Here is a 24032-nt window from a genome sequence, read left to right as displayed (position 1 = left end):
TAGCTATTCAATATGAAATCTATATTAAAGTTAAGTTTTTTATTTTCTTTCCTTGCGCTTCAGGCACAGGCACAGAACAAAATTCAGGTTAAACTGGCCGATGATTTAAAAGGCCCTTACAACGGGCGGTTGATGGTTTATATTCAGGCAGATACCAGTAAACCCTTTGGACAGGCACAGGAAGATGCGCCAGCTTTTGCCATTACTGTTAAAGATTGGAAAGCAGGCAAAATCCAGACTTTAGACCAGAAATCTTTTTCTTATTTAAAACCTTTGGATTCGCTGAAGCAAACCTACTATAAAATGGTAGCGATACTGGATACCAATACCAAAGAACGGGGAAACAACGCTCCGGGTAATTTATATACCCGTAAAGAGGTAGTAGCCCTGTTAGATGGCGGAGCAACTGCTGCTCCAATATTAACCTTATCTAATGTTTTTCCTGAGCGAAAATTTAATCAGAGTGATTTAGTCAAAGAAGTTGTTTTTAAATCAACGCTTTTAACAAAATTTAGAGGAGAGCCTGTTTTTATAAAAGCCGGAGTCGTTTTACCACCATCTTATCAAAATAATCCTAGTAAAAAATATCCTGTGGTTTATATTATACCGGGTTGGGGAGGTACACACCACAATGCCTATAATAAAGGTCAGCAACAGACATACGGTATAGGTAAGGGAGAAGAGAAGATCTATGTATTCTTAAATCCTGAAACACAAACACCTTATGGTTTACATGCTTTTGTTGATTCGCGGGTAAATGGACCTTGGGGAACGGCTTTGGTTACCGAGCTTATTCCTCATCTCGAAAGCCAATTCAATATGAGTAAACTACCTGAACATCGGTTAATTACCGGGCAGAGCTCTGGCGGTTATGGCGTAATCTGGCTGGCACTTCATTTCCCGGATAAATTTGGTGGATGTTGGGCAACCTCACCAGATCCTATAGACTTCAGCAATTTTACAGGCGTTGATATTTATAAGGATGACAATTATTTTTATGATGCCCAGAAAAAAGAAAGAGAGATTTTTATCATTAATGGTAAAGCTACTTCTACTTTAAAGAAGATGGCCGAAAAAGAACAATTAGAAGGAGATGGCGGACAGGGACAATCTTTTGAAGCAGAATTTGGCGTACCGGACAAAAATGGGCGACCACAAGAGCTTTTTAATCCCTTAACAGGTAAAATCAATAAAGCAATTGCTAATTCCTGGAAACCTTATGATCTTGCACTTTATGTGCAACACAACTGGCCAAAGATTAAAAAAGAAGCCAGTAATAAAATCAGGATCTACGCTGGCGAAAATGATAATTTCCTATTACAAAAATCTGTAATTGCATTTCAAGAGAAGATAAAAACTGTTGGAGCACAAATCTATGTTGAGATTGTTAAGGGAGCTGATCATTTTAATACAAGATTGATGGTTGGCGAACAAATTCAAAAAGAAATGGATGATACTGTGAATAATAAAAAAAGACATGAATAAGAAAGAAACGATTTTAGCATATATTGAGAATGTATGGAACCAGGGAAAAACAGAAGAATTAGTCGGTTTCATAGATCATAATTTTATAGATCATTCTCTGCCTTTAGGTTTACCCGCAACAATTGAAGGAACTAAAAGGTGGATAGAAGCTACAGGTAATTCATTTCAGCACAAAACCATTATAGAAGATATGGTGGCAGAAGGAAATAAGGTGTTTATAAGGATAAGCATGAACTTAAAACACATTGGCAAATGGCGAGGTTATGATGCTACAGGAATAGACTTGGTTACAACAGGCTATCGGTTATTTGAGTTTGCAAATGAAAAAATCTGTGCTCAATGGGCTGCTATAGATGGAAACGCAATAGAACAGGCTATTGCCGGTAGTGTACACACTTGTAAAGTTGATTAATTTAAAATTACCCTAATTTTTCTCCATAAGAGACTCCTTACAACAAAATAATCAAGAACTATTTAAAAGGCATTTTTTTCGGCGAAAAATGCCTTTTTTCATTCATTAGTCGACGATTATTAACCCTTTATCTACGCTGATTGAAAGTGTGCAATGCTCTGCAATACTTTTGCCGGAAATTAAATGATAAAGATGAAAAGAGAAATTTTAAGCAGTAAATGGATGTTGATACTGCTGATTTTAGGTTTAACTGCAAATGCCTGTAAAAAGGATAAACCAGAAACAGCAAAACTAAAAGAGGCTAGCAAAAATAGTTTTGTACCTCGTTTGAATACCAAATATACTTATAGCATTATAGAAGATGATGTGAATATTGGTACTGCAACCAAATGGATTGATGGTGGAAAAGATTCAACAGGTTTACAGGTTTATAACCTGCATACCAATATTGCCGCACATGGCATGGATATGGCATTGGATAATAGCTTATACGTAACCAATGGTAAAACCTATACCAGCTTTAATATGCCCGATGCCTGGTACGCTTTAGTGGCCGAATTAAAGAAAACACCGAATGTGGTAGTAGAAGAGGCTAAAACCACAGGATTTCCGGGATATATGGTTATGGAAAACGCCATTCGCGAAAACGCTACCTTAACGTGGGAAATTCCTGGCATAACCGGCCAATACCTTAGATATATCCAAAAGCAATCAGGAAGCAATACTACTTTTGAACTTACACAAGAAATTGTTCAAAAGCCTGGTACTGCGGTGGCTGTAGAAACCATTACAGTTCCTGGAGGCACATTTGTTTGTAGCAAATTTGTTTATACCAGCTCTCAGCAGCAAATCATTAAAGTGGATGGAAAACAAATGATGTCTCGTGATGGCACAGAAACCATTACACTTTGGATGGCGCATGGCGTGGGTGTGGTAAAACAGGAAAATACGACTGTTTTCGGTGGTACTACTTCCAATTCAACCATCGTGTTGAATAACATTAAATCATAAATATTTTACCGTGAATTTATTTGAAATGAACAAATTAAAAATGAATGGCTTTAAATTAATAGCCATAGTTATGTGTATAGCACTTTTGGTAGCTTGTAAAAAAGATAAAGGAAATCTACTTGTAATGGATTCAAGCGCCAAAGCCTCATGGAAAGGTTACCTTGAAACCGGATATTTCAATTCAGGAACCATCAAATTAGAAGGAGAGGATATTTTTTTAGAGGGCGATAAAATTACAAGAGGAAAAATCAACATTCCTATAACATCGATATTGATTACCAATGAACTTCCCTTAGAAAAGAAAATAGAACTGACGGAGCATTTGCAAGCGGTTGATTTTTTTAATCTGGCCGTACATCCTTACGTTACTTATACCATTAGATCGGCAGAAAAGAAAGCTGTTGATGCACAGGGTAACAATTACTTGATTAAAGGCAGCATGAAACTTTTGGGCAAAGAACTTTCGCTTGATATTCCAGCTAAGATCAATATTTCCAATACAGCTGTTTCTGTAGTCTCAAATTTCAAATTCGATAGAACCAAATGGGGGATGAACTTTGCTACATCGGATGATTTGCCTGCAGATAAAAAGATAAAAAATGAAATAGAAATTGAGCTAGACTTTACTGCTACCAGATTTTAATCAATTTTTAATTATCCTTTCCTAGTTATCAGGTTTTTAATAATGATAAACTGATAAATTGCTAAATAACAAATATTTAACATAATAAAATTACATGAAACATTTAACAACTATTTTATTTTTTACAGCGGCTTTCGCAATAGTAAACGCAAATGCACAGGTTAAAAAAACGGCTGTAAAAAAACAACCTGTTAAAGAGCAGGAAACAAAACCTGTTGCCAAAGCTCCGGCATCAACAGCACCTGCAACTATTGCAGCAGTACCCCAGACACAACAAACAAAACAAGTTGAAAAAGAAAATCAACAAGCAAGTCAGCCTAAAACAAATACAACTAAAACAGAAATTGTAACGGATCAATCAGGTCGTCCATATAAAGCCGCTTTAGGAATTAAGTTTATGTGGGGTATTTCGGCTACAGGAAAATATTTCTTTAAGAAAGACCAGGCTATAGAAGCGATTGTACGTTACAGATCTTATAGTGGGTTGGGTAATGATATTGCCATTACTGCACTGTATCAATATGAGAAAGCCATTCCTGATGTAGCCGGTTTGCACTGGCTGGTAGGAGCAGGGCCTTATTATGGAAATTTCTCTTACAAAAAATCTATTTACTCAGACTGGTATGCAAGTGGGGGATATTCATATTACGGTTTAGCAGCTATGGCTGGTTTAGAATATAAATTTAACAATACACCTATTGCCATTAGTGCAGACTGGATGCCAGCCTTTGATTTCAATGGTGGTGGATTTGGTGCTGAAAGTGGCGGATTTGGTATAAAATATACTTTTTAAAGAGAATCAACATCATAATTAGTTTAGTTTGAGGCCGGGTTTACAAATGTAAATTCGGCTTTTTGCATTTATAAGTATTGATACAATGCATTTCTAGGGTTTGTCAAAGCGCATACTTGCGCCAGAATAGACGCTTGAGCTTGTAGAAGGGTTTCTTATTCTGTTTCAACTTCGTATTTTAAACTCCTAGTTAAACGTTTTGTCTAGCGCAAGCATTTACTTCGTAGAACTCACTCCGTTTGGTTACTTAGCGGTGCTTGTGCTCTTCTAAGATTAGTAACAAGCGGACGCTTGCGTCAGATGGGAATGCCTTATTATAGGCAGTTTCTTAATTTTTATTTTATTTTTGATATTTTTTTATAGGTTTCTTCAATATTTCTTGTCAAAATTTTTGGTAAAAAATCTTCTCTCGGCTTACCATTTGTTTGATATAGTCTTTCTGTTGGAAATTGATACCCAATTTTTGTTTCGGTCATTTGGAAGTTAGAAATCGCTCCAAGTAATCCTGCCATTTTTGTTCCGATAATTTCTGCTCTTTTCATTCCGTCAAAACCAATTGCAATTCCTTCTCCCATACTTCCTGTCCAATGTCCAACTAATACATAAACTTTTCCTTTAAACTGCTTTTTCCTTGGCATTACAAATTCTGTCCAAACTCGTTTTGTTTCGTATTGTTCGTCAAATTCGTGTCTTTGATACGGCAAAATTTTATCAATGAATCTTCCCATAATTGCCCTTGCAACTGTTGTATTTCCTCCGTTTGGAGTTTCTGTAAGGTCAATTATTAGATTTCTATAATTTAGAAAACTGTCAAGCGTTTTGTCAAAATTTAAAATTAATTGGTTATTTCCTAGTGAGTTATTGATTTTTATATAAGCGGTATTTTTGTTAATAATTTTGCTTTCAAGTAAAGAATTTGATTGAGTATACTTATATTCATCAGGAAAATATTCTTTTTCTATTCCATTTTCCAAAATGGAAATTTCTCTTTTTGTGTTATGTGTTCCCGCAAAAAGCATATCCAATGCAAATTGATACATTTTTGAATTATGATTTTGCGTAAATTTTGGGAGAAACTTATTAAGTTGTTCATCAATTGGTTTTCCATTGAATTTTGTAACCTCCATTGTTACTTTAAGTCCGCTTTTTTCAGCACCGAAATCTTTCCGTAAATCTGTAATAATAAATTTGTTGTTAATTTTTTCAACATAAATATCTTGTCCCGACGGAATTAATCGGTTTGAGGTGTTCAGATTTGTATTTAGGGAGGAGTGTCCATTATAAAGTTCATTTAAAACGCTTTCTAAAAGTTGTATAAATTCGGAACTTGTAGAAATTTTTTCGGTTTTGGGCTGGTAAATTTCTTTTACTTTTTTCCAATCTATATTTTGTTCTTTTAAATATGCATAATTATCGTTTATGTCGTTCCAAAATTCGCCAAAGTCCTTTTGATATTTAGTTTGTCCAAAAGTCAAATTTGAGATAATTAAAAAAAGTATGATAAGATAAATTTTTATTTTCATTTATGTAGTGTCGTTTTGAAATTGGATATAACTCCAAATATACGAATGTTTTTCTGTCTGATGAATCGGACGTTTGCTAGATGGTATGAATAGAAAGATTGATTTAAAAGAATATATAAAAGTAAAGCCCTGTCAGGAAGTATACCTGCAGGGCTTTTGTTTATGATGATTGTTTGAGCGCCTCTTACTACCCTAAAAAGCGCTCAGTTAATCTGATTATTATCCTATTTTGTATAAGTTCTTACCTCTATTTTATTTGCAATTGGTTTTATGCTTTTTAAATAACTATAAATAGCTTTTAAATCCTGTTCGGTCATGCCACTATACATCTTCCAAGGCATGGGCGAGTTTAATTCATGAGGATTTAACTTCTGAGGTTTATAGCTGCTATCTGCATAAACTTTAAACTTAGCTACAAACAGATCGCTGTTCCAGTTACCAATTCCAGAAGTTTTGTCCATGGTAATGTTTGGTGCCCGTATAATACCTGCAGGTTGTTTAAATTCCATGCCGCCGCCAAATTCTGTACCTGCTACGATTTTACCTTTATCTTGCTGACTATGACAGTCTACACATCCGGCTGCATTAGCTAGATAACCACCGTAAAGAACGGTATCAGCAGGCGAGGGGCGTACCTGATGATTTGGAGCCTGTGGAGAAAGTTTGTTAAGTAAACTAACTGGAAAATCCAGCTCAGATTTAGGGATTTCGCTCTTAACCGGTTGCAATGTCCTGATGTAGGCAATGATACTCTCAATATCATCTTTGCTCATTTTACCGAAACGTGGGTAGCCCATTACCGGGAATAAAGCATGACCATCTTTTCCTACGCCAGAAGTAATAGCTCTGTAAATCTCTCCGTCTGTCCATGAAGAGAGCGTAGCCGGAGTTAGATTAGTAGCGTAGATATTACCTGGAAAACCCATCTTTTTATCAAAGGCTTCTCCACCACCACCTTCTGTTCCCGGAATTACTGGACCACTGAAAGTGCTCCAATCACGTTGACTATGACAATCTATACATACGGTAACATGGTTGGCCAGATACCTTCCTCTTTCAATACTAACGCTGTCTTTACTTACATTTAGTGTTGGTGCATCGCCCACGTTTGGTTTGGCAAAATTGATGTACAATCCTGAGCCAAGGGCTACCAGTACAACAATGGCGATGATAATGCCTAAAAGTTTTAATAATTTCATGTTTTATTCTTCATTAATTGTAACGAAAATCCATAAAAAATAATGGATATACTTATCAAATCGACAAACACAAGATTATTGTAGACAGATAGTGTAGTTTTGACGATAAGTGTTGAAACAAAAGCTTAATAAGTATTTAAATACCTTGCGTTAACCTCTTTTTACACTCGGCTTTATAATTACGACCTATGGGTAGTTCTTTACCCAAAATGCCAATGGCATAGGCATGATAGCTTTCTATTTTATCTACGGCCACCATAAAAGAACGGTGTATCCTGATGAATTTGTCATCCGGTAAAAGCTCTTCCAGTACGCCTATTTTCTGTTTACTGACCAGTACTCTATCTTTAAGCGTTATTCTGATATAATCTTTAAGGCTTTCCATCCAATAGATATCGCTAACGCTAATTTTTACCGTTTTTCTTTCTACTCTTAGGTAAAGAAAATCATCACCCTTAGTTTCGGGAAGATGAGTAGCTATCCCAATTTTTTGGTGCTCAAGTTTATACAGATCAAAAACTTTATCCATTGCCTTTAAAAAGCGATCGAAAGGAATAGGTTTAAGTAAATAATCTACCGCATTAAGATCAAAACCCTCTAATGCGTAGTCCTGATAAGCTGTGGTAAATATGATTTTAGGTGGATTATTTAAGGTTCTGATTAAGTCTGTGCCCAGCAACCCGGGCATTTTGATATCCAAGAAGATAAGATCTATTTTGTTTTGTTGTAGAATTTGAAAGGCTTGTACAGCATTATTACACTCTGCAACCAGTTCAACCTGCGGAAAATCTTTTATGTACTTCTGAATGATTTCAATAGCATGAGGCTCATCATCTACTATCAGCGTTTTGATCTTCATTATTTATTTGCTTGTAGTTAACGGAGTATAAGGTGAACTTTTGAAGATATCATTTGTCGCTATAGGAGTAAACGAAGCTGAGTTAAGCGTTATTTCTAAAATAGCAACATACATATCTTCTTCATTATAGGTAGTAAATTGATGCGTTTCAGGATAAATGAGTTCCAGTCGTTTTTTTACATTTTCAAGTCCAATTTTCCCGAAATGTACACGCTGGTTTTCATGTTGTTCTATGGGTTTTCCATTAGATACCTTAAATTTAATTGAATTTGGATTTACCTCTAAAACCATATTGATCCATGCACCTTCCATCATTTCGCTTGCACCATGTTTAAAAGCATTTTCAATGAGTGGGATCATCAAAAGAGGTGCAATTTGCTGTTGGTTAATTTCACCGTCTATCTTAAAATTGAGATCCAATCTGTCACCATGCCGTAATTTCTCCAAAGTAATGTAATTCTTTATAATCTCCACATCTCTTTTTAAGGGTACATAATCTGATTTACATTCGTAAAGCATGTACCGAAGTATTTGAGACAGGCCTAAAACCACTTCAGGTGAAGAAGGAGAGTTATCAAGCGTAAGTGCATAGAGGTTATTTAGGGTATTGAACAGAAAATGCGGATGAATCTGGGCCTTTAAAAAATTAAGCTCAGAATGCAGCGCCATTTGTTTGCGTTCGTACCACATTCTAATGAATTTAATCAATAAGGCACCCCAGATAATAGAGTTAGATTGTTCCAGCGCATGAATCATGTACTGGCCATTGAAAAACTGCTGCTGAAAACTGCCTTCTATTTTTTTCCATTTAAAGGCAGGATTTAGCGGTTTCATTTGTGCATAGAGGTAGGGATCCGCAAAAAAGATTTCAATCAAACGGTATAAACAAGTATAAAAAGCACAAACAACAATAAATGACAGGGCAAGGGCTAAAAACTTTCTTTTGAACAGGTATTTGGGGATAAGAAGTGTATCAACCGTATAATAGTACAAAATATGTACAGGTAATAACATTAATACCAGTTTAAGTGCTAAGAAATATCCTGGTAAACCTACAGCAAATAAAAAGGTTAAAATAGTAGTGCATACTCCCCAGAAAAGAAGATGCCGTAGGATTTTCTTTCTTAAAGACCAAACTTTTGTAAACCTGATATTGCTTAAAGATATGCTCATTTAAGCATAAAAATAGCAATCTGTATTTAAAACCTTTGGATTAGAAACAAATTAAGAACTGTTTGTAGATATACGGTGCTAATTTGTAGATAAACAGCACTTCGGCTTTGGCCAAATAGTTATTTAATTAACTGTATCACATCGGCCACAATTTCCCAGTTCTTTTCAAAACGCCATACCTGTACATAATAACCCTGAAATTTATTTTGCAAAGCTTCCTGTGCATTGTTAGAAAGATTGCCTATGCAATAAAATATTGTTCCACTTTTATCGTATCCGCTGATTTTTTGCACATAGGTCATTTGAGCAGATGGCTGCTGATATTGCTTTTTGCCAAATAATACAGGCTGATCTGCTCTTAGTGTTACCACCTTACTGCTCAGATAAGGAACAGCATCATCAGTTGTTTGTAGCCTTGGAGGAGTAGAAATGCTTGTTTTTGCCTCTGTTTTTAGAGCAGTAAATTTAGTGGAAGCTTCATTAATGGCAATATTATAGTCGTTTCTTATTTTGGTATGATTGATACCACCGTCAAAAATAAGTTTAAAAATGTTGTTCTTATCTTTCTTCCAGATGGAAAAGTAATTGCCCGTAGCATCTGGTTTTTCTCCTTTGTTGGCATAAAAGAGATAAGGTCCGGTTGTAAAACCAAAATCGCGGTCAACATTCATGCTGGCATAAGTAGGATACCAGACTAATCGAGCTGTGTTATCTGATGTAATGGCCGCATAGGCTTTAAGACCATTAACAATCTTAATACCATTTACAATAACTCCTGTCGAATCCAGATTTTGTTCAAATGCCTGTTTGATACTGCTTTTACTGGCAAGTTCTGCAAAATTTAATTCACTTAAAATAATCTCATTTTTTGTGTTATCAACTTTTTGTGCTAAAGAAATACCATGAATAGAAATTAAACACATAGAGATCAGGAATCTAATCGCAGTTTTATTTGTCATTTTGTTAATTAATTTGGTTTAAGAACAGTACAAATATCTTTTTTTAGTTTTTCTTTTTAGAAGGTGTAAACTGCTATAAAGACAGATAACAATAAACTGTTGACAAACGTAGGTTTATGGCAGACAAATAACGGATTTAGATAGAAATATTATAGATGTTATAAAGCTTATAGGTGTTTTTCTATAAGTAAATTTAAGGCCAGAGCAAATTCAGTAAGAGCTATTTTTGTAGGGTTATCTTCTACCAGATTCTCTTCACTCACTTTACCTTTAATACCCTGAATGAGAAGCGTTGTACCTGAATTAAATGTAGCACCTAAGGTTTCCATAATCAATTGTAGTTCTTCATGAGCTTTTTCTCCACTTGCCGAAGCGGTGACAATGCCTAAAGGTTTACGGGTAAAAATGATGGTAGCAACAGACCATTCAATTGCATTTTTAAGTCCCGATGGAAGACTAAAAACATATTCAGGCGTACTGATAATTACACCATCGGCATTTTCTATCATCTGCCTGAAAGCTATAATACTATCGGGTGGATTGGAAATTGAAAGCTGCGGATCAAAATGAGGCAAAGATCTTAAACCTTCATAAATCACAAGATTAAAATAACGTTCTGTTATTTTTTTGAGATATAATAACAATTTATGATTTGCAGAATTTAAATCGGCACTACCAACTATTGCAACAATGTTTTTCATTTCGTTTAATTAGGTCTGGAAAATTACAGAAAAAACATCTTTTAGGGATATGTTAAAATCTTGCAGAATAGATTTTACATAAAATAGATTGTTGGTTTGCGGTGTTTTAATGATAGTTGTTTTACTCAAAGTTTTTTTAATCGAAAACCGATACATATATGATAATCAGACAGGCAGTTCTTAAAAAATGCCATCAAAAGCAATTGTAAGAGAAATCTTTTGATTAAGGATCAATTTATACTGAAAAGGCAGTCAACAAATTTGTAACTTCGCGATTATGCTGAAAGCACATGCCATCAAAAAATCATACGGAAATCTTTCTATTTTAAAAGGTGTTGACCTCGAAGTGAATAAAGGAGAGATTGTAAGCATTATAGGTGCCTCTGGCGCCGGTAAAAGTACTTTATTACATATTTTAGGAACATTGGATCAACCTGATGAAGGTAACGTGGAACTTGATGGGGTAAAATTGAAACAATTAAAAGGAGAGGCTTTGAGTCGTTTCAGAAACCAGCATATCGGATTTGTGTTTCAGTTTCATCACTTATTACCTGAGTTTACAGCTTTGGAAAACATCTGTATTCCGGCTTATATCTCAGGAACAGGGAAAAAAGAAGCCGAAAAGAAAGCTTTTGAGTTGCTTAATTTTTTTGGCCTTACAGAACGGGCTGATCATAAACCTGCCCAGCTGTCGGGAGGTGAACAACAGCGCATATCAGTAGCCAGAGCTTTAATTAACAATCCTAAAATTATTTTGGCAGATGAGCCCTCGGGTAATCTGGATTCTGAGAATGCCAATGCATTACACCAGTTATTTACAGATCTGAGAGATAATTTTAAACAAACCTTTGTAATTGTAACACATAACAGTGATTTAGCAAATATCAGTAACAGGGTAGTTACGATGAAAGACGGGTATATAATTTAATGACTAAAATTTTAATTACTGCGGCTACTACAGCAACCGCAATAAAAATAAAGAAGGCTTTTGCCGGTTTTGAACTTATTCTGGCAGATTATGGTGAGGTACCTCAATTACAAACAGAAAACTATAGCTTTTTGAGCTTAGGTAATCAAAATAAAGAAAGTGCTGCACATATACTACTAACCAGTTGTTTAGATCATAATGTAGATATGATTTTACCTCTGTATCGTTTTGAGATAGAGGCTGTATCAAAAGCAGTTACTTTATTTACAGAGTATGGAATAAAAGTACTTTTGCCTCGTACAGATCTACTCCCGCAATATGATGTGCAAACAGATCTAAAAAACTGGATAATACTGGAAAATGGAAATATTCTTTACCAATCATTCCCAGAACATATTAGAAATGAAGAAGCAGCTAACCTGAAACTTAACGGTGCTTTTTATATCGAACCTCAAACAGAAAAACTAGGTTTAATTTCAATTTAAAAGATTTCAATAAATGACCTTGCCAATCTCCAACCTGATTGAACAAAAAGAGAGTTTCTTTTTTTGCCTTGATGACGTATTGTACCCCGAAAAAGATTATTTATTACAGGTTTACTATCTCTTTGCCGAATTTATGGCCTATACTGAACAATTAGACAGTAAGCAGATCATAGCTTGTTTTAAAGAAGAATATGAAAAAAACGGAAGTGCTGATATTTTTGATAAGATAGCCAATGCTTTTAATATAGACTCCAAATACCGCTTAAATTTTGATCGCTTACATGAAAATGCTCGTTTACCCTTAAAATTATTGTTGTATAACGATGTATTAGCTGTTTTACAGGAAATAGCAGCAAAGCATAAAAATATCTTTATTGTAGCAAAAGGTAATATGGATATAGCTATTAATAAAATAAAGCAAATAGAATGGAATGGGTTAGAGCGTTCTATCAATTTGTATTTTCTGGATGAATACGCTAATAACTGGAACAAACTGATTGAAGAAACTTTAATAAATACAAACGAAAAGTTAACTGATACGCTGGTAATTTACGATGCAGCCCATCCGGTTAACTTTTTTGGAGACAAAATTTGTGTAACAGAAATTTTGTCAATAAAAAATCGTTAATTAGTACTGAAATAAAACTATATGAAAAAAAACTTTACATTAAAGCTATTTGTTCTAGTAGCTATAGCCGCATTTACGGCCTGTAAAAAATCAAGTGTACAACCAACACCTGAACCACCAAAACCAGATCCTGTAACCCCTGTAACTGCAACCAGAAAAGAACTTTCTTTAGATTCTATTTTCCTGTACGCAAAAGATGTTTATTACTGGAATACCAATTTACCTACTTATGGTGATTTTAATCCAAGAAGATTTACCAGTCTAAGTAAAGATTTGGATAATTACAATGCAGAATTATTAGAGATAGCCAAATATTCTAATTCAATGGAGTATAAAACAACTTCTACTGCACCAAAATATTCTTACATTTTTGACAGAACCAATAAAAACCCTACGGCATTTAACAGTAAAGATCAGCTTGCAGTAGATTTATTAGGTAATGGAAATGATATCGGCGTAAGAATAGTATCTTATTTAACAAGTAATTCAAACAGTAGTCCTTACTACCCGTTTATAACAGCTGTATATCAAGGTTCGCCTGCAGATTTAGCCGGACTTAAAAGAGGATGGTATATTTCCAAGATTAACGGCCAATCTTATGGCGCAAATTACAGTGCAGAAAGCTCTTCATTAAATACAGCTTTAAGTGGAACAAACGTACAATTAGATCTGATTAATTACCTTACAAAAGCAACCAAGTCTGTAACATTAACTAAAGCAGTTTATAAAAGCAGTCCTATTTATACAAAGAAAATTTATGATGCCGGAGGTAAAAAAATCGGTTATTTGAATTTTGCACGTTTTTCTATGCTGTCTACACCGGGAAGAAACCCTTCGGATACAAACTTAGATCCTGTTTTTGCAGAATTTGCAGCAGCAAACGTTACCGATCTCATTGTTGATTTGCGTTACAACGGAGGGGGATACGTAAGTACAGCAGAATACATGATTAACCTGATTGCTCCATCAGCTCTAAACGGTAAAGTGATGTACACAGAGTACTATAACAGTAAAATGCAAAATAAACAGGCTACTATTATGCGTAATCAGCCTTTATTAGATATTAATGATAAAATACAATATGTAAACGGTAGAATTGCGAACTATTTTGATGATGCAGATTATTCAACCACAGCTAATACCGCTAAGTTTGATAAAAAAGGGGGCTTGAATACTATTCAAAATGTGGTTTTTATTGTAAGTGGTAATACAGCGTCGGCAAGCGAGCTTGTGATTAATTCATTAAAACCTTATGTTAATGTAAAAACAGTAGGCGCAACTACTTACGGAAAACCAATAGGATTTTTCCCTGTTACAATCGAGAATAGATATGATGTTTATTTCTCAATGTTTGAAACTAAGAACTCTCTTGGTCAGGGTGGATATTTTAATGGTATTACTCCTGATTATGATGAAGCAAATGCTTCAGCATATCCAAATTTATGGGATGATCCGACTCATGACTTCGGTGATGTAAAAGAAGCTTATTTAGATCAGGCGCTGAAAGTGCTGGCACCTTCAACAACTGTTCAACCTATAGGTGCTAAACTGGCCGGAACAGAAATGATGACTAATACCATGAATAAATTAAGCCGTACAAAAATAACAGGAAAACGTAACATAGGTAAAGGAGAATTTGTGGGGATGGTATCGAGCCCTAGGCGAAAAGGACAATAATTTATTTTAAACCGCAGAAATGCGGTTTTTTTGTTATTGAAATTTTACATTTCTATCTGTTTTTTGACTATTCAATAGTTGTTTAATAGTTAAAAATTAGCTAAGCTTGTTTAAATAAAAATTAAAGTTATGTTGAGCGAATTGATAGAAAAAGAAGAAATACATGTAGACAGAATTATTCCTGCAGATATTACTCTTTCTGATGACATTATACAAAAGCTTAAAGTGGTTGAGCGTTTAGGGAATGAGTTTAAAGGTAAAGCAAAAATTACGTTTAACACAATAGACGGACCTAAAAAAGTAATTACTACCGTATGGTCTGTTACAGAAAAATACCTGCAGTTAAAAAACAATGTTCATATACCAATTAAATCTATAATTGATATTGATTTTTAATAAAAAAAGCCAGCTTTAAGCTGGCTTTTTTTATTTATTGTTTATGCATCTGAACCTTCGCTTTAAAGATCGACTGTAAGTCTTTTTCCTTATCAATATTATTGATAACATCTAATATTACATTTGATGCGTTGATATAAAAGGATTTATTGATGTTTTGGAATTCGTCAGTAGCTTTATGGTAATCTTTATGATCCTCAACACCAAAGTATAAGAAAGGAATATTTTTAGCATTAAAAGCTCCCTGATCACTTTGGTTGGTCCAATCATCATGACCCAATTTTGGATCATCATGACCGGTTAACAATTTAACATCTTTAACGGTAGTGAAAAGATATTTCTTCAGCTCAGGATATTTATAAGTACCAGCAACATATAACTCTCCTTTATCGTTATGGCTGATCATATCCATGTTGATATTTAATTTAATTTTATCCAAACTTAGCGGTGGATTAGCAACAAATGCTTTTGCGCCCTGCAATCCCATTTCTTCTGCATCAAACAAAGCAAAAATTAAAGTATTATTGGGTTTGTTTTTTGCAAAATGAGCAGCAAATTTTAATAAAGCACCTACACCAGAAGCATTGTCATCAGCTCCGTTATAAACTTCATTGTTAATTACACCAATATGATCATAGTGGGCAGAAATTACAATCACGTTCTCACTTTTGCCGGGTATATAAGCAATCAGGTTTTTACCCGAAGTAAGATTGTTCTTGCTTCTTATCTCAAAGTTTTGTTCGTAACCTTTTAAAGAAGGGTAGGGTTGAATACCTATTTCTTTAAGTCGCCCTATTAAATAATTTCTAGCCATTTCTCCGCCTTTTGTACCCGATTTTCTGCCTTCATACGTATCAGAAGATAAAGTTTCCACGTCTTTTAAAAGTTGTGTGTCGGCATTAACATTATTGGTTTGTTTAACAGATCCGCAGCTAAGTTGTAATGCAATTGGAATAATTAAAAATAACTTCTTCATTTAAAATAAATTGATTCTTAAAGGTAGGAGTTATTATCAGTAAAAAGCAAAAAATAAAAAGATAAAACCTTCGCTTTTTCAAAATGCTTAACTTTAAAAGATAAATATTAATAATTTATGGAATACAGAAGATTAGGAAAATCAGGATTACAGGTAAGTGCTTTGTCATTTGGCAGCTGGCTTACTTTTGGTAATCAAATTACCGATATAATGGCAGACGAGCTGATGGGAATAGCTTATGATGCTGGCGTTAATTTCTTTGATAATGCTGAAGGTTATGCTGAAGGTAAATCTGAAGAAGTAATGGGAAAAATACTTAAGGCTAAGAAATGGGACAGGGATACCTTCATCGTATCGAGCAAAGTATTTTTCGGTGCGCATAACAAAGGCCCTAACCAAACCGGATTATCTCGTAAGCATGTAATTGAAGCCTGTAATGCGGCTTTAAAACGCCTGCAAGTAGATTATTTAGATCTATACTTTTGCCACAGACCCGATAAGAATACACCTGTTGAAGAAACGGTTTGGGCGATGAACACACTTTTACAACAGGGAAAAATATTGTATTGGGGAACTTCAGAGTGGAGTGCTGCTGAGATTATGGAAGCGATTACCGTAGCAAAGCAATATAACCTGATAGGCCCAACAATGGAGCAGCCTCAATATAATCTTTTTGAGCGTAATAAATTGGAAAATGAGTTTTTACATATTTTTAAAAACCATGGCTTAGGTACTACCATCTGGTCGCCATTGGCTTCGGGTTTATTATCTGGTAAATACACCAGCGAAGATGTAAAAGACACACGTTTGGATCTGAAAGGTATGAACTGGCTAAAAGAAAAGACCCTTACAGTTGAAAAACTCAAAAAAGCTGCAGCATTACAAAAACTGGCTGATAAATTAGGTGTAAGTTTAGCTAAGCTTGCTATTGCCTGGTGTTTAAAAAACAACCATGTAAGTACGGTTATTTTAGGAGCATCAAAACCCTATCAGTTAGAAGAAAACTTAGATGCTTTATCTGTATTGCCATTGCTGAATGACAAGGTGATGAACGAAATAGAACGTATTGTAAAAACAAAGCCGGATTTACCAACTTTCTAATACGGAAGATTAATCATAAAAAAAGCCATCTTTTTAGATGGCTTTTTTTATGAAATATTTATTGCTGTTAATAGTAAGTTAAACGAACTACGCCTGCAATGCGTTTAGCTAAACGAATTACCTGACGGGTATAACCATATTCATTGTCATACCATGTGTATAATACAACAGACTTACCATCTTTAGACATAATGGTTGCAGGACCATCTACAATTGATGCGTGGCTGTTGCCAATCAGATCACTACTTACCAATTCGTTAGATAATGAGTATTCTAACTGTTCTGTTAAGTTACCGAATAGCGAAGCCTGTTTTAAAACATCCTGAATTTCTTCCTTGGCAGTAGTTTTATTCAACGAAAGATTTAAAATAGCCAATGAAACATTTGGTGTAGGTACACGAACCGCATTACCGGTTAATTTTCCACTTAAATGAGGTAAAACTTTAGCTACAGCTTTATCTGCACCTGTTTCGGTAATTACAAGGTTTAATGCAGCAGAACGTCCTCTGCGGTACTTCTTATGATAGTTATCTAATAGATTCTGATCGTTGGTATAAGAGTGAACAGTTTCAATGTGTCCTTTATCAATGCCAAAATTATCTTCCATTACTTTAAGTACAGGAATAATAGCATTGGTAGTACATGAAGCATTAGAGAAAATGTTTTCTTCTTCAAAATTAAATTCCCCATCGTTTATACCTGTAACGATATTTGGAACATCACCTTTAGCAGGAGCAGTTAAAAGAACTTTGCTTACACCTTTTGATTTAAGATGTCTTCCTAAACCTTCACGGTCTCTGTAAACCCCTGTATTGTCGATTAATAAGGCATCATTTATACCATATTGAGTATAATCAGCTTGTTCAGGCTCTTTTACTGAGATAAGATATACCGTTTGTCCGTTTACAATAATTGCTTTGTTTTCAAAATCTTCAACAATAGTGCCGTTAAAAGGACCATGAATAGAGTCTGTTCTCAATAATTCGGCTCTTTTAATCAGTTCTTCGTCGCTATAGCTACGGGTAACAATTGCGCGTAAACGTAATTGCTCACCTTTACCAGCTTGCATGATCAGTTCACGGGCAGCAATACGGCCAATACGTCCGAAACCATATAAGATTACATCTTTTGGTTTAAGCGTAATTTTATCTTTACCAATGTGTGCACTTAGCTTACTGATGATAAAATCATGCATGTTGCCATGATTGTTACTTTCATCAAGCCACTCAGAAGCCAGGCGTCCGATATCAATGCGAGAAGGGGCAAGACTTGACTTGGCAATGGTATTGGCAAGTTCCAGTGTTTCATAAATAGAAATGTCTTTGCCACTAACTTCTTTAGCATATTGATGGTACGCTAAGATTTCGCTACTACCTACATCAAATAAAGGTTTGCGGAAAAGGACCAGTTCGATAGACCTGTCGAACCATAATTGACCCACTACGTGAATAAGCTCAAGAGCTTTTTTTTCTTTTTCAATCCAGTTTTGAAACTCTGATTGGTATTTGTTTAACATTACAAAGAATTATTTGGTTAGAATTTGGCACAAAAGTAAAAAAGATTGACCGAGTAGCCAATCTTTTCTGCTTATTTACTTGTAATAAAATATTTTATCCTAAGTATGATTTTAAAATCTTGCTGCGCGATGTATGACGTAAGCGCTGTAATGCTTTGTCTTTGATCTGACGTACACGTTCTCTGGTAAGGTTAAACTTCTCACCAATCTCTTCTAAAGATAGGGGATGATTGGTGCTTAACCCGAAGAACAATACGATAATCTCACGCTCACGCTCTGTTAAAGTAGATAATGAACGTTTAATTTCTTCAGATAACGACTCATTGATCAGATTGCTGTCTGTATTAGGTTCCTGGTTTTCCAGTACATCTAATAAAGTATTTTCTTCACCCTGAACAAAAGGAGCATCCATAGATACATGACGGCCTGAATTACTTAAGGTATCGGATATTTTATCAACCGTAGTTTCTAAAATATCAGCCAGTTCTTCAGGAGATGGTTCACGCTCGTATTCCTGCTCTAATTTAGAGAAAGCTTTGCTGATTTTACTTAATGAACCTACCTGGTTTAATGGCAAACGTACAATACGGCTTTGTTCTGCAATAGCCTGTAAAATCGACTGACGAATCCACCATACAGCGTACGAAATAAATTTAAAACCTTTGGTTTCATCAAAACGTTTAGCTGCTTTTATTAAGCCTAAGTTACCTTCGTTAATTAAATCGCCAAGTGTTAAACCCTGGTTCTGATATTGCTTTGCAACAGATACTACGAAACGTAAATTGGTTTTGGTTAAGCGTTCAAGAGCGGCCTGATCACCTTCACGGATTTTGCGTGCTAAAATTACTTCTTCTTCTGCTGTAATTAAATCTACTTTTCCAATCTCATGTAGGTACTTATCTAACGACTGACTTTCCCTGTTGGTGATGGATTGGGTTATTTTGAGTTGTCTCATTTAATAAATTAATCCCTGTGTATTTTTTGAACTGCAAAAATATATAAATTAATACAGATTTGTGTGATAAATTGTTGAAAATTATGTGGTTTTAACCACTTTTTTTAATTATAACTTCACAGCAAAAATCATTCCAAATGAGCAATATTTTGGCTGTGCATCCTAAATAACACCAGATTGTGAGTTTTGTTGATATGATAGCTTAAAATAATAAGGTTTTTGGCTTTAATTTTATTTCTAAATGACATATCAAACTGACAACAGATTTAAGAAAAGGAAAAGAAGGGTTCTGGAAAAAATGTCACATTGGATGAAAGGTGTATGTCAGGTTATCTAGAAAAATAAAAATGTTACCCGTTTTTACGGGTAACATTTTTGTCAGGATTTTTCTTCTATGCTTGCATTAGAAGCATTTTTCTTAACCGATTCAATGCCATTCTCGCGACTTGCAACACTTTCATACATTTCGCTGTTGCCAATAATCTGTCCATTACCTGCCTTTAGATTAAAATAAGGTTTACCATTACTTGATTGTAAACGTTCAAACCTTTCATCGAGGTGTGCATTTTTTTTAACCGATTCGATTCCATTAATGCAGCCGTCTTTTGATGCATAGCCCTGACTGGTTAAAATAACCTGCCCGTTTCCTGCCTTTAGATTAAACTGGAAATCCCCGTTTTTTCTTGTTGTAATTTCAAATTTTCCCATAATTCAAATTTTTGGTTTAACATTCTTATAGGGAATATGGTTTGAAATTTTTGTAAATAATTACCTGAATTTATCACCAACCAGATTTAGGTTAATGCCAAACTCCAGATACGCTTTAGCAGCATCTACAACGGTTGTAAAACCACCAGTCTGATCCATAACGTGCTGGATTAATTCGTTACCAGTTTGCGTAAAACCATAATTTTTAATCACCAGATAAGTTTCGTTTGCACTAAGGGTGTTAAAATTAAACTCTACGGTAGTTTGCGGATCGCCCCATTTAATAATAATCTGCTGGTTCTCGGTAAGCTGTTCTACATAGACATCAGCTGAGGCTTCGTACATTTCCCACTGCCAGTTTATGGTTTTGCCTTTTTCCAATTTTCCTGAAGATTTGGTAAACCAGAAATTTGTGGTAACCTCAGGATTGATAAAAGCCTGATAAACCACATCAGCAGGTTTCTTAATTAGCATTTGTACGGTTATAATGGTCTTGTTCATAGTTTTAAATTATTAGAATATAAATTAACCAAAAAGAACTCAAGAGACAAATTAAGTTTTATAAAGAGTTGTATTAGAGGTTAAATCTCTTTGCTTATTTGAGCTAGTATACCCATTTTTAGATCATAACTGCATAATTTTAGCTGCTCTACTTTTGCTAGTTCTAATACATAGCTGGTTTGTATAACTGCCATTACAATCATATCAGTACGTAAAGGGATCAGACCAGGAATTTGCAGTCGTTCTGCATGGGTAGAGTGCAAAAGCTTTTCGGCGAGTTGGGCATAAGCACTTATGGCAATATCGGTACTAATTATTTGACTTAAATGGGTATGGGGATTAAGCATTTGATAAAAACTTTCAAAAGCACCTGCAGAACCGATCATTACCTGAGGTTGATACTGTGATATAACCTGAATCAAGCTTTGGAGTTGGTTTTCTAAATGTATTTTAATTTTATGGTTGTCTTCTTTACTTAAGGGATCGCTGTGAAAGAATTGCTGTAAAAGTCTTGCTGCGCCAATATTATAGCTCTGCTTCCAGAAAATTTCTTTTTGATCGCATAGAATAAATTCGGTGCTCCCACCACCAATGTCCATAATTAAGGATGGAGAATGAATAGAACCACTTGCTTTAACACCTTCATAAATCAAGCTGGCTTCTTCAATACCATCAATGATTTCTATGGTAATGCCTGTTATCTTTTTTACAGTCTGTACAAAGTCATTGCCATTTTTTGCACTACGTACGGCAGAAGTAGCTACAGCTCTAATCCGGTCAACTCTATGCTGTTTAATCACATTATGAAATTCTTCTAAACAGCTTAAGCCTCTTTCAAAAGCGGTTGGTATAATCTCATTGTTCAGGGTAATGTTTTCACCAAGTTTTACCGGCTGGTTGGTTTTATAAACCACCTCAAAGCTACCTGGTAGTCTAACTTCTGCTATAACAAGGTGAAAGGTGTTGGTGCCAAGATCAATGACGGCAATTTTTTTCATAAATACAGGCTTTAGAAAAGATTCCACCTGTTTTAAAATTACAAAGGAGAAACCTTTTTGTTTTTAAACTTAAAGATTTCTCCCTGATTTTATTGAAATAAGATGATTTTTTTAGTTTCTATAAGTAAACCATTTAAACATCTCCTTGAAGGTGGTTTTTTTTCCATACATCAAAATACCTACACGATATATGCGGCTTGCAATCCATACAGTAGCGATAAAACCTAAAACAAGTGTTACCATAGAAAGGATCAATTGCCAGTTTTCTACACCATAAGGTATCCGAACTACCATGGCAATAGGAGAGGTAAACGGAATAATAGATAACCAGAATGCGGTGCTGCCATAAGGGTCGTTATTTACTACGCTTAATGATAAAGCATAGCCCAGTAAGAGAGGCAACATTACAGGCATCATAAACTGCTGTGTTTCCGTTTCACTATCAACAGCCGAACCTATGGCTGCGTACAGAGCACTGTAAAATAAATATCCACCTAAAAAGAAAAAGATAAACACACCTATAATTTTAGGGATATTTAAGCCCGAAAGACTTTTTTGTAGATCAGTTATAGGGTTGCCGGGTGTATTGGCACTAATTTCTGCCCCTTTTTTCATTTGTGCAGAAACATGGGAGCTTTGCTCCATCTTTTTTAAATCGCTTTTATTGATGAAAATACTAACGGCTGCCGTGCTTATGGCAAAGGTTAGAACAATCCAGAGCATAAATTGGGTTAAACCCACCAAAGCTATACCAATGATTTTACCCATCATTAGTTGAAAAGGTTTAACCGATGAGATCATGACTTCGACAATACGGCTTGTTTTTTCTTCAATAATGCCACGCATTACCTGAACGCCATATAGCATAATGAACATGAACATAAGGATACCTGCAGCAAATGCGATAAACATACTGGCGCCAGCGCTAGATTCTTCTTCTTTTCCTTCTTTAGCAATCTTTTTTACCGAAATACTTACATCAGTTTTCAGTTTATCCAGATCGGTTTGTGATATGCCCGAGTTCTTTAGCTTTTGCGTACGGATTAAATTCTCGATATCACCAGAAATTCTTTCACTTAAAGATAAACCCGCTTGTTTAGAACCAAAAACTTCTATACCCTGAGGAGCATCTAAGTTAAATTCAGGCAAATATAGGATATAATCAAATTTACCGCTTTTAATTTCCTGCTTGGCCTGTTCAAGATTCTCGTCTAAATAGGTATATGCAATGTTTTTATTACTGCTCAGTTTACTATCGAGCGTAGTATTCTTGTTTACAACGGCAATACGATCAAATGAATCAGCTATGCCTTTATAGCTAAAATAACCTATTAAGCCATATATACCGGCAATTAGAAGAGGCGTTAAGAAAGTCATTACAATAAATGATTTCTTTTTTACCCTCGAAAGGTATTCGCGTTGTATAATGAGTAGAATCTTATTCATGAGATTGTCCTTTCACTTTTTCGATAAAAATTTCATTCATACTTGGTATCACTTCCTGTAAACGGTGGATATTAACAACAGGAAGCAAACCTGAAAGTACTTCGTTGATATTTCTTTGCGGGTTTAATTTTAGTTTGATGATTTTTCTGTCTCTAGCCTCTTCGCTACTTAAAATTTCGAAAGTATCATTGCTTTGCATGTGATGATTACCTTCGTATTCTAGCCAGTATGTATTGTTCTTGTAAGCAGATTTAATCTCATCAACAGAGCCATCTAATATCTTTTTAGATTGATTAATCAAAGCAATATCATCACATAATTCTTCCACACTTTCCATGCGGTGTGTAGAAAAAATAAAGGTAGATCCCTGTCTGTTGAGTTCTAAGATTTCATTTTTGATGATATCGGCATTTACAGGGTCAAATCCTGAAAAAGGTTCATCTAAGATAATTAGCTCGGGTTGATGAAGAACTGTAGCCACAAATTGCACCTTTTGTTGCATCCCTTTGCTCAGGTCTTCCACTTTTTTGTGCCACCATCCCTGCATATCCAGTTTTTCGAACCAGTATTTGATGCGCTTGGTGGCTTCAGATGTATGCAGGCCTTTTAGTTTGGCTAAGTACAATACCTGTTCACCAATTTCCATTTTTTTATAAAGTCCGCGTTCTTCCGGTAAATACCCGATCTGTGAAATATGGTTGCTGTTTAAGCGCTCACCATTAAAAATAACCTCGCCGCTGTCTGGTGCGGTAATTTGAGTTATAATTCTAATGAGGGATGTTTTACCTGCGCCATTGGGACCTAACAGACCAAAAATTTTGCCTTGTTTTACCTCAAGGCTCACATGATCCAATGCCCGGTGCGAAGCGTATTGTTTTACAATATCTTTAACAATTAGCATGAATTAGAAATTTAGTTTAGTGCTATTAAGATAGTACAATACAGGAGTTGTTACATAG

Annotated in this window: 25 protein-coding genes; 11 read left to right on the top strand and 14 right to left on the bottom strand. The window is 35.0% G+C overall.

Annotation, left to right across the window (positions count from 1 at the left end; translation table 11 throughout):
* Window positions 1-12 precede the first annotated feature (12 nt).
* The 5 genes from MMF97_RS12765 (at window position 13) to MMF97_RS12745 (ending at window position 4344) form a co-directional block, all read left to right on the top strand.
* Window positions 13-1485 (top strand): alpha/beta hydrolase, encoded by a 1473-nt coding sequence (locus MMF97_RS12765; RefSeq protein WP_243362817.1) that lies wholly within the window; start codon window positions 13-15, stop codon window positions 1483-1485.
* Window positions 1478-1897: an ester cyclase gene (locus MMF97_RS12760; protein WP_243362816.1), complete on the top strand. Its 420-nt coding sequence runs from the start codon at window positions 1478-1480 to the stop codon at window positions 1895-1897. Before MMF97_RS12765 ends, MMF97_RS12760 begins: the two co-directional genes overlap by 8 nt.
* A 192-nt stretch (window positions 1898-2089) precedes the next feature.
* On the top strand, window positions 2090-2908 hold the full coding sequence (locus MMF97_RS12755) for a TapB family protein (protein WP_243362814.1): 819 nt from the start codon (window positions 2090-2092) through the stop codon (window positions 2906-2908).
* Window positions 2909-2933: 25 nt separating this feature from the next.
* Window positions 2934-3551, top strand: a complete 618-nt coding sequence (locus tag MMF97_RS12750; protein WP_243362812.1) for a YceI family protein — start codon at window positions 2934-2936, stop codon at window positions 3549-3551.
* Between the two features lie 94 nt (window positions 3552-3645).
* The gene (locus MMF97_RS12745) at window positions 3646-4344 is read left to right on the top strand and encodes a hypothetical protein (RefSeq protein ID WP_243362810.1); all 699 of its coding nucleotides are present in this window, start codon (window positions 3646-3648) and stop codon (window positions 4342-4344) included.
* Window positions 4345-4679: 335 nt separating this feature from the next.
* On the opposite strand, the gene MMF97_RS12740 is transcribed toward MMF97_RS12745, so the two are convergent.
* The 6 genes from MMF97_RS12740 to MMF97_RS12715 all read right to left on the bottom strand — a co-directional run bounded on the left by MMF97_RS12740 (window position 4680) and on the right by MMF97_RS12715 (window position 10758).
* Entirely contained in the window at window positions 4680-5867 is a 1188-nt protein-coding gene (locus MMF97_RS12740; RefSeq protein ID WP_243362808.1) for a S41 family peptidase, read from the bottom strand.
* Between the two features lie 224 nt (window positions 5868-6091).
* On the bottom strand, window positions 6092-7066 hold the full coding sequence (locus tag MMF97_RS12735) for a c-type cytochrome (protein ID WP_243362806.1): 975 nt from the start codon (window positions 7064-7066) through the stop codon (window positions 6092-6094).
* Between the two features lie 136 nt (window positions 7067-7202).
* The gene (locus tag MMF97_RS12730) at window positions 7203-7925 is read right to left on the bottom strand and encodes a LytR/AlgR family response regulator transcription factor (protein ID WP_243362804.1); all 723 of its coding nucleotides are present in this window, start codon (window positions 7923-7925) and stop codon (window positions 7203-7205) included.
* Between the two features lie 3 nt (window positions 7926-7928).
* A complete protein-coding gene (locus MMF97_RS12725; RefSeq protein WP_243362803.1) occupies window positions 7929-9098 on the bottom strand; it encodes a sensor histidine kinase in 1170 nt (389 codons plus the stop codon).
* A gap of 119 nt (window positions 9099-9217) precedes the next feature.
* A complete protein-coding gene (locus tag MMF97_RS12720) occupies window positions 9218-10057 on the bottom strand; it encodes a hypothetical protein (protein ID WP_243362802.1) in 840 nt (279 codons plus the stop codon).
* Between the two features lie 167 nt (window positions 10058-10224).
* Entirely contained in the window at window positions 10225-10758 is a 534-nt protein-coding gene (locus MMF97_RS12715; RefSeq protein WP_243362801.1) for an NADPH-dependent FMN reductase, read from the bottom strand.
* Window positions 10759-11035: 277 nt separating this feature from the next.
* On the opposite strand from MMF97_RS12715, the gene MMF97_RS12710 reads away from it, so the two are divergent.
* The 5 genes from MMF97_RS12710 (at window position 11036) to MMF97_RS12690 (ending at window position 14872) form a co-directional block, all read left to right on the top strand.
* Window positions 11036-11686 (top strand): ABC transporter ATP-binding protein, encoded by a 651-nt coding sequence (locus MMF97_RS12710; RefSeq protein WP_243362800.1) that lies wholly within the window; start codon window positions 11036-11038, stop codon window positions 11684-11686.
* Window positions 11686-12171, top strand: a complete 486-nt coding sequence (locus tag MMF97_RS12705; RefSeq protein ID WP_243362799.1) for a hypothetical protein — start codon at window positions 11686-11688, stop codon at window positions 12169-12171. Before MMF97_RS12710 ends, MMF97_RS12705 begins: the two co-directional genes overlap by 1 nt.
* Window positions 12172-12184: 13 nt before the next feature.
* Window positions 12185-12799 carry a haloacid dehalogenase gene (locus MMF97_RS12700; protein ID WP_243362798.1) on the top strand — a complete coding sequence of 205 codons (615 nt, stop codon included), beginning with the start codon at window positions 12185-12187 and terminating at the stop codon, window positions 12797-12799.
* 21 nt (window positions 12800-12820) lie between these two features.
* Entirely contained in the window at window positions 12821-14476 is a 1656-nt protein-coding gene (locus tag MMF97_RS12695; RefSeq protein ID WP_243362795.1) for a S41 family peptidase, read from the top strand.
* 129 nt (window positions 14477-14605) lie between these two features.
* Window positions 14606-14872 (top strand): hypothetical protein, encoded by a 267-nt coding sequence (locus tag MMF97_RS12690; RefSeq protein WP_243362793.1) that lies wholly within the window; start codon window positions 14606-14608, stop codon window positions 14870-14872.
* Between the two features lie 34 nt (window positions 14873-14906).
* On the opposite strand, the gene MMF97_RS12685 is transcribed toward MMF97_RS12690, so the two are convergent.
* The gene (locus tag MMF97_RS12685) at window positions 14907-15848 is read right to left on the bottom strand and encodes a M28 family peptidase (RefSeq protein ID WP_243362792.1); all 942 of its coding nucleotides are present in this window, start codon (window positions 15846-15848) and stop codon (window positions 14907-14909) included.
* Window positions 15849-15965: 117 nt separating this feature from the next.
* Between MMF97_RS12685 and MMF97_RS12680 the strand changes: the two genes are divergently transcribed.
* The gene (locus MMF97_RS12680; protein ID WP_243362791.1) at window positions 15966-16949 is read left to right on the top strand and encodes a potassium channel beta subunit family protein; all 984 of its coding nucleotides are present in this window, start codon (window positions 15966-15968) and stop codon (window positions 16947-16949) included.
* Between the two features lie 67 nt (window positions 16950-17016).
* Here MMF97_RS12680 and MMF97_RS12675 read toward each other — a convergent pair whose 3' ends face one another.
* From MMF97_RS12675 to MMF97_RS12645, 7 genes are all read right to left on the bottom strand, one after another.
* Window positions 17017-18465 carry a glyceraldehyde-3-phosphate dehydrogenase gene (locus MMF97_RS12675; protein WP_243362790.1) on the bottom strand — a complete coding sequence of 483 codons (1449 nt, stop codon included), beginning with the start codon at window positions 18463-18465 and terminating at the stop codon, window positions 17017-17019.
* Window positions 18466-18559: 94 nt separating this feature from the next.
* Complete coding sequence (locus MMF97_RS12670) at window positions 18560-19420, bottom strand: sigma-70 family RNA polymerase sigma factor (RefSeq protein ID WP_243362789.1); 861 nt, start codon at window positions 19418-19420, stop codon at window positions 18560-18562.
* Between the two features lie 378 nt (window positions 19421-19798).
* Window positions 19799-20128 (bottom strand): YegP family protein, encoded by a 330-nt coding sequence (locus tag MMF97_RS12665; RefSeq protein ID WP_243362788.1) that lies wholly within the window; start codon window positions 20126-20128, stop codon window positions 19799-19801.
* Window positions 20129-20188: 60 nt separating this feature from the next.
* The gene (locus MMF97_RS12660) at window positions 20189-20629 is read right to left on the bottom strand and encodes an SRPBCC family protein (RefSeq protein WP_243362787.1); all 441 of its coding nucleotides are present in this window, start codon (window positions 20627-20629) and stop codon (window positions 20189-20191) included.
* 80 nt (window positions 20630-20709) lie between these two features.
* Complete coding sequence (locus tag MMF97_RS12655; protein WP_243362786.1) at window positions 20710-21627, bottom strand: Ppx/GppA phosphatase family protein; 918 nt, start codon at window positions 21625-21627, stop codon at window positions 20710-20712.
* 111 nt (window positions 21628-21738) lie between these two features.
* Entirely contained in the window at window positions 21739-23073 is a 1335-nt protein-coding gene (locus tag MMF97_RS12650) for an ABC transporter permease (RefSeq protein ID WP_243362784.1), read from the bottom strand.
* Window positions 23066-23974, bottom strand: coding sequence for an ABC transporter ATP-binding protein (locus tag MMF97_RS12645; RefSeq protein ID WP_243362781.1), 909 nt, complete (start codon window positions 23972-23974; stop codon window positions 23066-23068). The genes MMF97_RS12650 and MMF97_RS12645 overlap by 8 nt, the downstream gene beginning before the upstream one ends.
* Window positions 23975-24032 lie beyond the last annotated feature (58 nt).

This window comes from Pedobacter montanisoli (assembly GCF_022809115.1).
GTDB classification, from domain to species: Bacteria; Bacteroidota; Bacteroidia; order Sphingobacteriales; family Sphingobacteriaceae; genus Pedobacter; species Pedobacter montanisoli.
This window is presented reverse-complemented; position numbering and strand designations above follow the sequence as displayed.

What these genes read in the sequence shown, in the direction of transcription:
- MMF97_RS12670 (WP_243362789.1), bottom strand. Translation starts at nt 19,420, where the DNA reads ATGAGACAACTCAAAATAACCCAATCCATCACCAACAGGGAAAGTCAG.
- MMF97_RS12655 (WP_243362786.1), bottom strand. Translation starts at nt 21,627, where the DNA reads ATGAAAAAAATTGCCGTCATTGATCTTGGCACCAACACCTTTCACCTT.
- MMF97_RS12735 (WP_243362806.1), bottom strand. Translation starts at nt 7,066, where the DNA reads ATGAAATTATTAAAACTTTTAGGCATTATCATCGCCATTGTTGTACTG.
- MMF97_RS12720 (WP_243362802.1), bottom strand. Translation starts at nt 10,057, where the DNA reads ATGACAAATAAAACTGCGATTAGATTCCTGATCTCTATGTGTTTAATT.
- MMF97_RS12695 (WP_243362795.1), top strand. Translation starts at nt 12,821, where the DNA reads ATGAAAAAAAACTTTACATTAAAGCTATTTGTTCTAGTAGCTATAGCC.
- MMF97_RS12755 (WP_243362814.1), top strand. Translation starts at nt 2,090, where the DNA reads ATGAAAAGAGAAATTTTAAGCAGTAAATGGATGTTGATACTGCTGATT.
- MMF97_RS12650 (WP_243362784.1), bottom strand. Translation starts at nt 23,073, where the DNA reads ATGAATAAGATTCTACTCATTATACAACGCGAATACCTTTCGAGGGTA.
- MMF97_RS12690 (WP_243362793.1), top strand. Translation starts at nt 14,606, where the DNA reads ATGTTGAGCGAATTGATAGAAAAAGAAGAAATACATGTAGACAGAATT.
- MMF97_RS12660 (WP_243362787.1), bottom strand. Translation starts at nt 20,629, where the DNA reads ATGAACAAGACCATTATAACCGTACAAATGCTAATTAAGAAACCTGCT.
- MMF97_RS12760 (WP_243362816.1), top strand. Translation starts at nt 1,478, where the DNA reads ATGAATAAGAAAGAAACGATTTTAGCATATATTGAGAATGTATGGAAC.
- MMF97_RS12715 (WP_243362801.1), bottom strand. Translation starts at nt 10,758, where the DNA reads ATGAAAAACATTGTTGCAATAGTTGGTAGTGCCGATTTAAATTCTGCA.
- MMF97_RS12750 (WP_243362812.1), top strand. Translation starts at nt 2,934, where the DNA reads ATGAACAAATTAAAAATGAATGGCTTTAAATTAATAGCCATAGTTATG.
- MMF97_RS12685 (WP_243362792.1), bottom strand. Translation starts at nt 15,848, where the DNA reads ATGAAGAAGTTATTTTTAATTATTCCAATTGCATTACAACTTAGCTGC.
- MMF97_RS12710 (WP_243362800.1), top strand. Translation starts at nt 11,036, where the DNA reads ATGCTGAAAGCACATGCCATCAAAAAATCATACGGAAATCTTTCTATT.
- MMF97_RS12700 (WP_243362798.1), top strand. Translation starts at nt 12,185, where the DNA reads ATGACCTTGCCAATCTCCAACCTGATTGAACAAAAAGAGAGTTTCTTT.
- MMF97_RS12645 (WP_243362781.1), bottom strand. Translation starts at nt 23,974, where the DNA reads ATGCTAATTGTTAAAGATATTGTAAAACAATACGCTTCGCACCGGGCA.
- MMF97_RS12680 (WP_243362791.1), top strand. Translation starts at nt 15,966, where the DNA reads ATGGAATACAGAAGATTAGGAAAATCAGGATTACAGGTAAGTGCTTTG.
- MMF97_RS12725 (WP_243362803.1), bottom strand. Translation starts at nt 9,098, where the DNA reads ATGAGCATATCTTTAAGCAATATCAGGTTTACAAAAGTTTGGTCTTTA.
- MMF97_RS12675 (WP_243362790.1), bottom strand. Translation starts at nt 18,465, where the DNA reads ATGTTAAACAAATACCAATCAGAGTTTCAAAACTGGATTGAAAAAGAA.
- MMF97_RS12745 (WP_243362810.1), top strand. Translation starts at nt 3,646, where the DNA reads ATGAAACATTTAACAACTATTTTATTTTTTACAGCGGCTTTCGCAATA.
- MMF97_RS12765 (WP_243362817.1), top strand. Translation starts at nt 13, where the DNA reads ATGAAATCTATATTAAAGTTAAGTTTTTTATTTTCTTTCCTTGCGCTT.
- MMF97_RS12705 (WP_243362799.1), top strand. Translation starts at nt 11,686, where the DNA reads ATGACTAAAATTTTAATTACTGCGGCTACTACAGCAACCGCAATAAAA.
- MMF97_RS12740 (WP_243362808.1), bottom strand. Translation starts at nt 5,867, where the DNA reads ATGAAAATAAAAATTTATCTTATCATACTTTTTTTAATTATCTCAAAT.
- MMF97_RS12665 (WP_243362788.1), bottom strand. Translation starts at nt 20,128, where the DNA reads ATGGGAAAATTTGAAATTACAACAAGAAAAAACGGGGATTTCCAGTTT.
- MMF97_RS12730 (WP_243362804.1), bottom strand. Translation starts at nt 7,925, where the DNA reads ATGAAGATCAAAACGCTGATAGTAGATGATGAGCCTCATGCTATTGAA.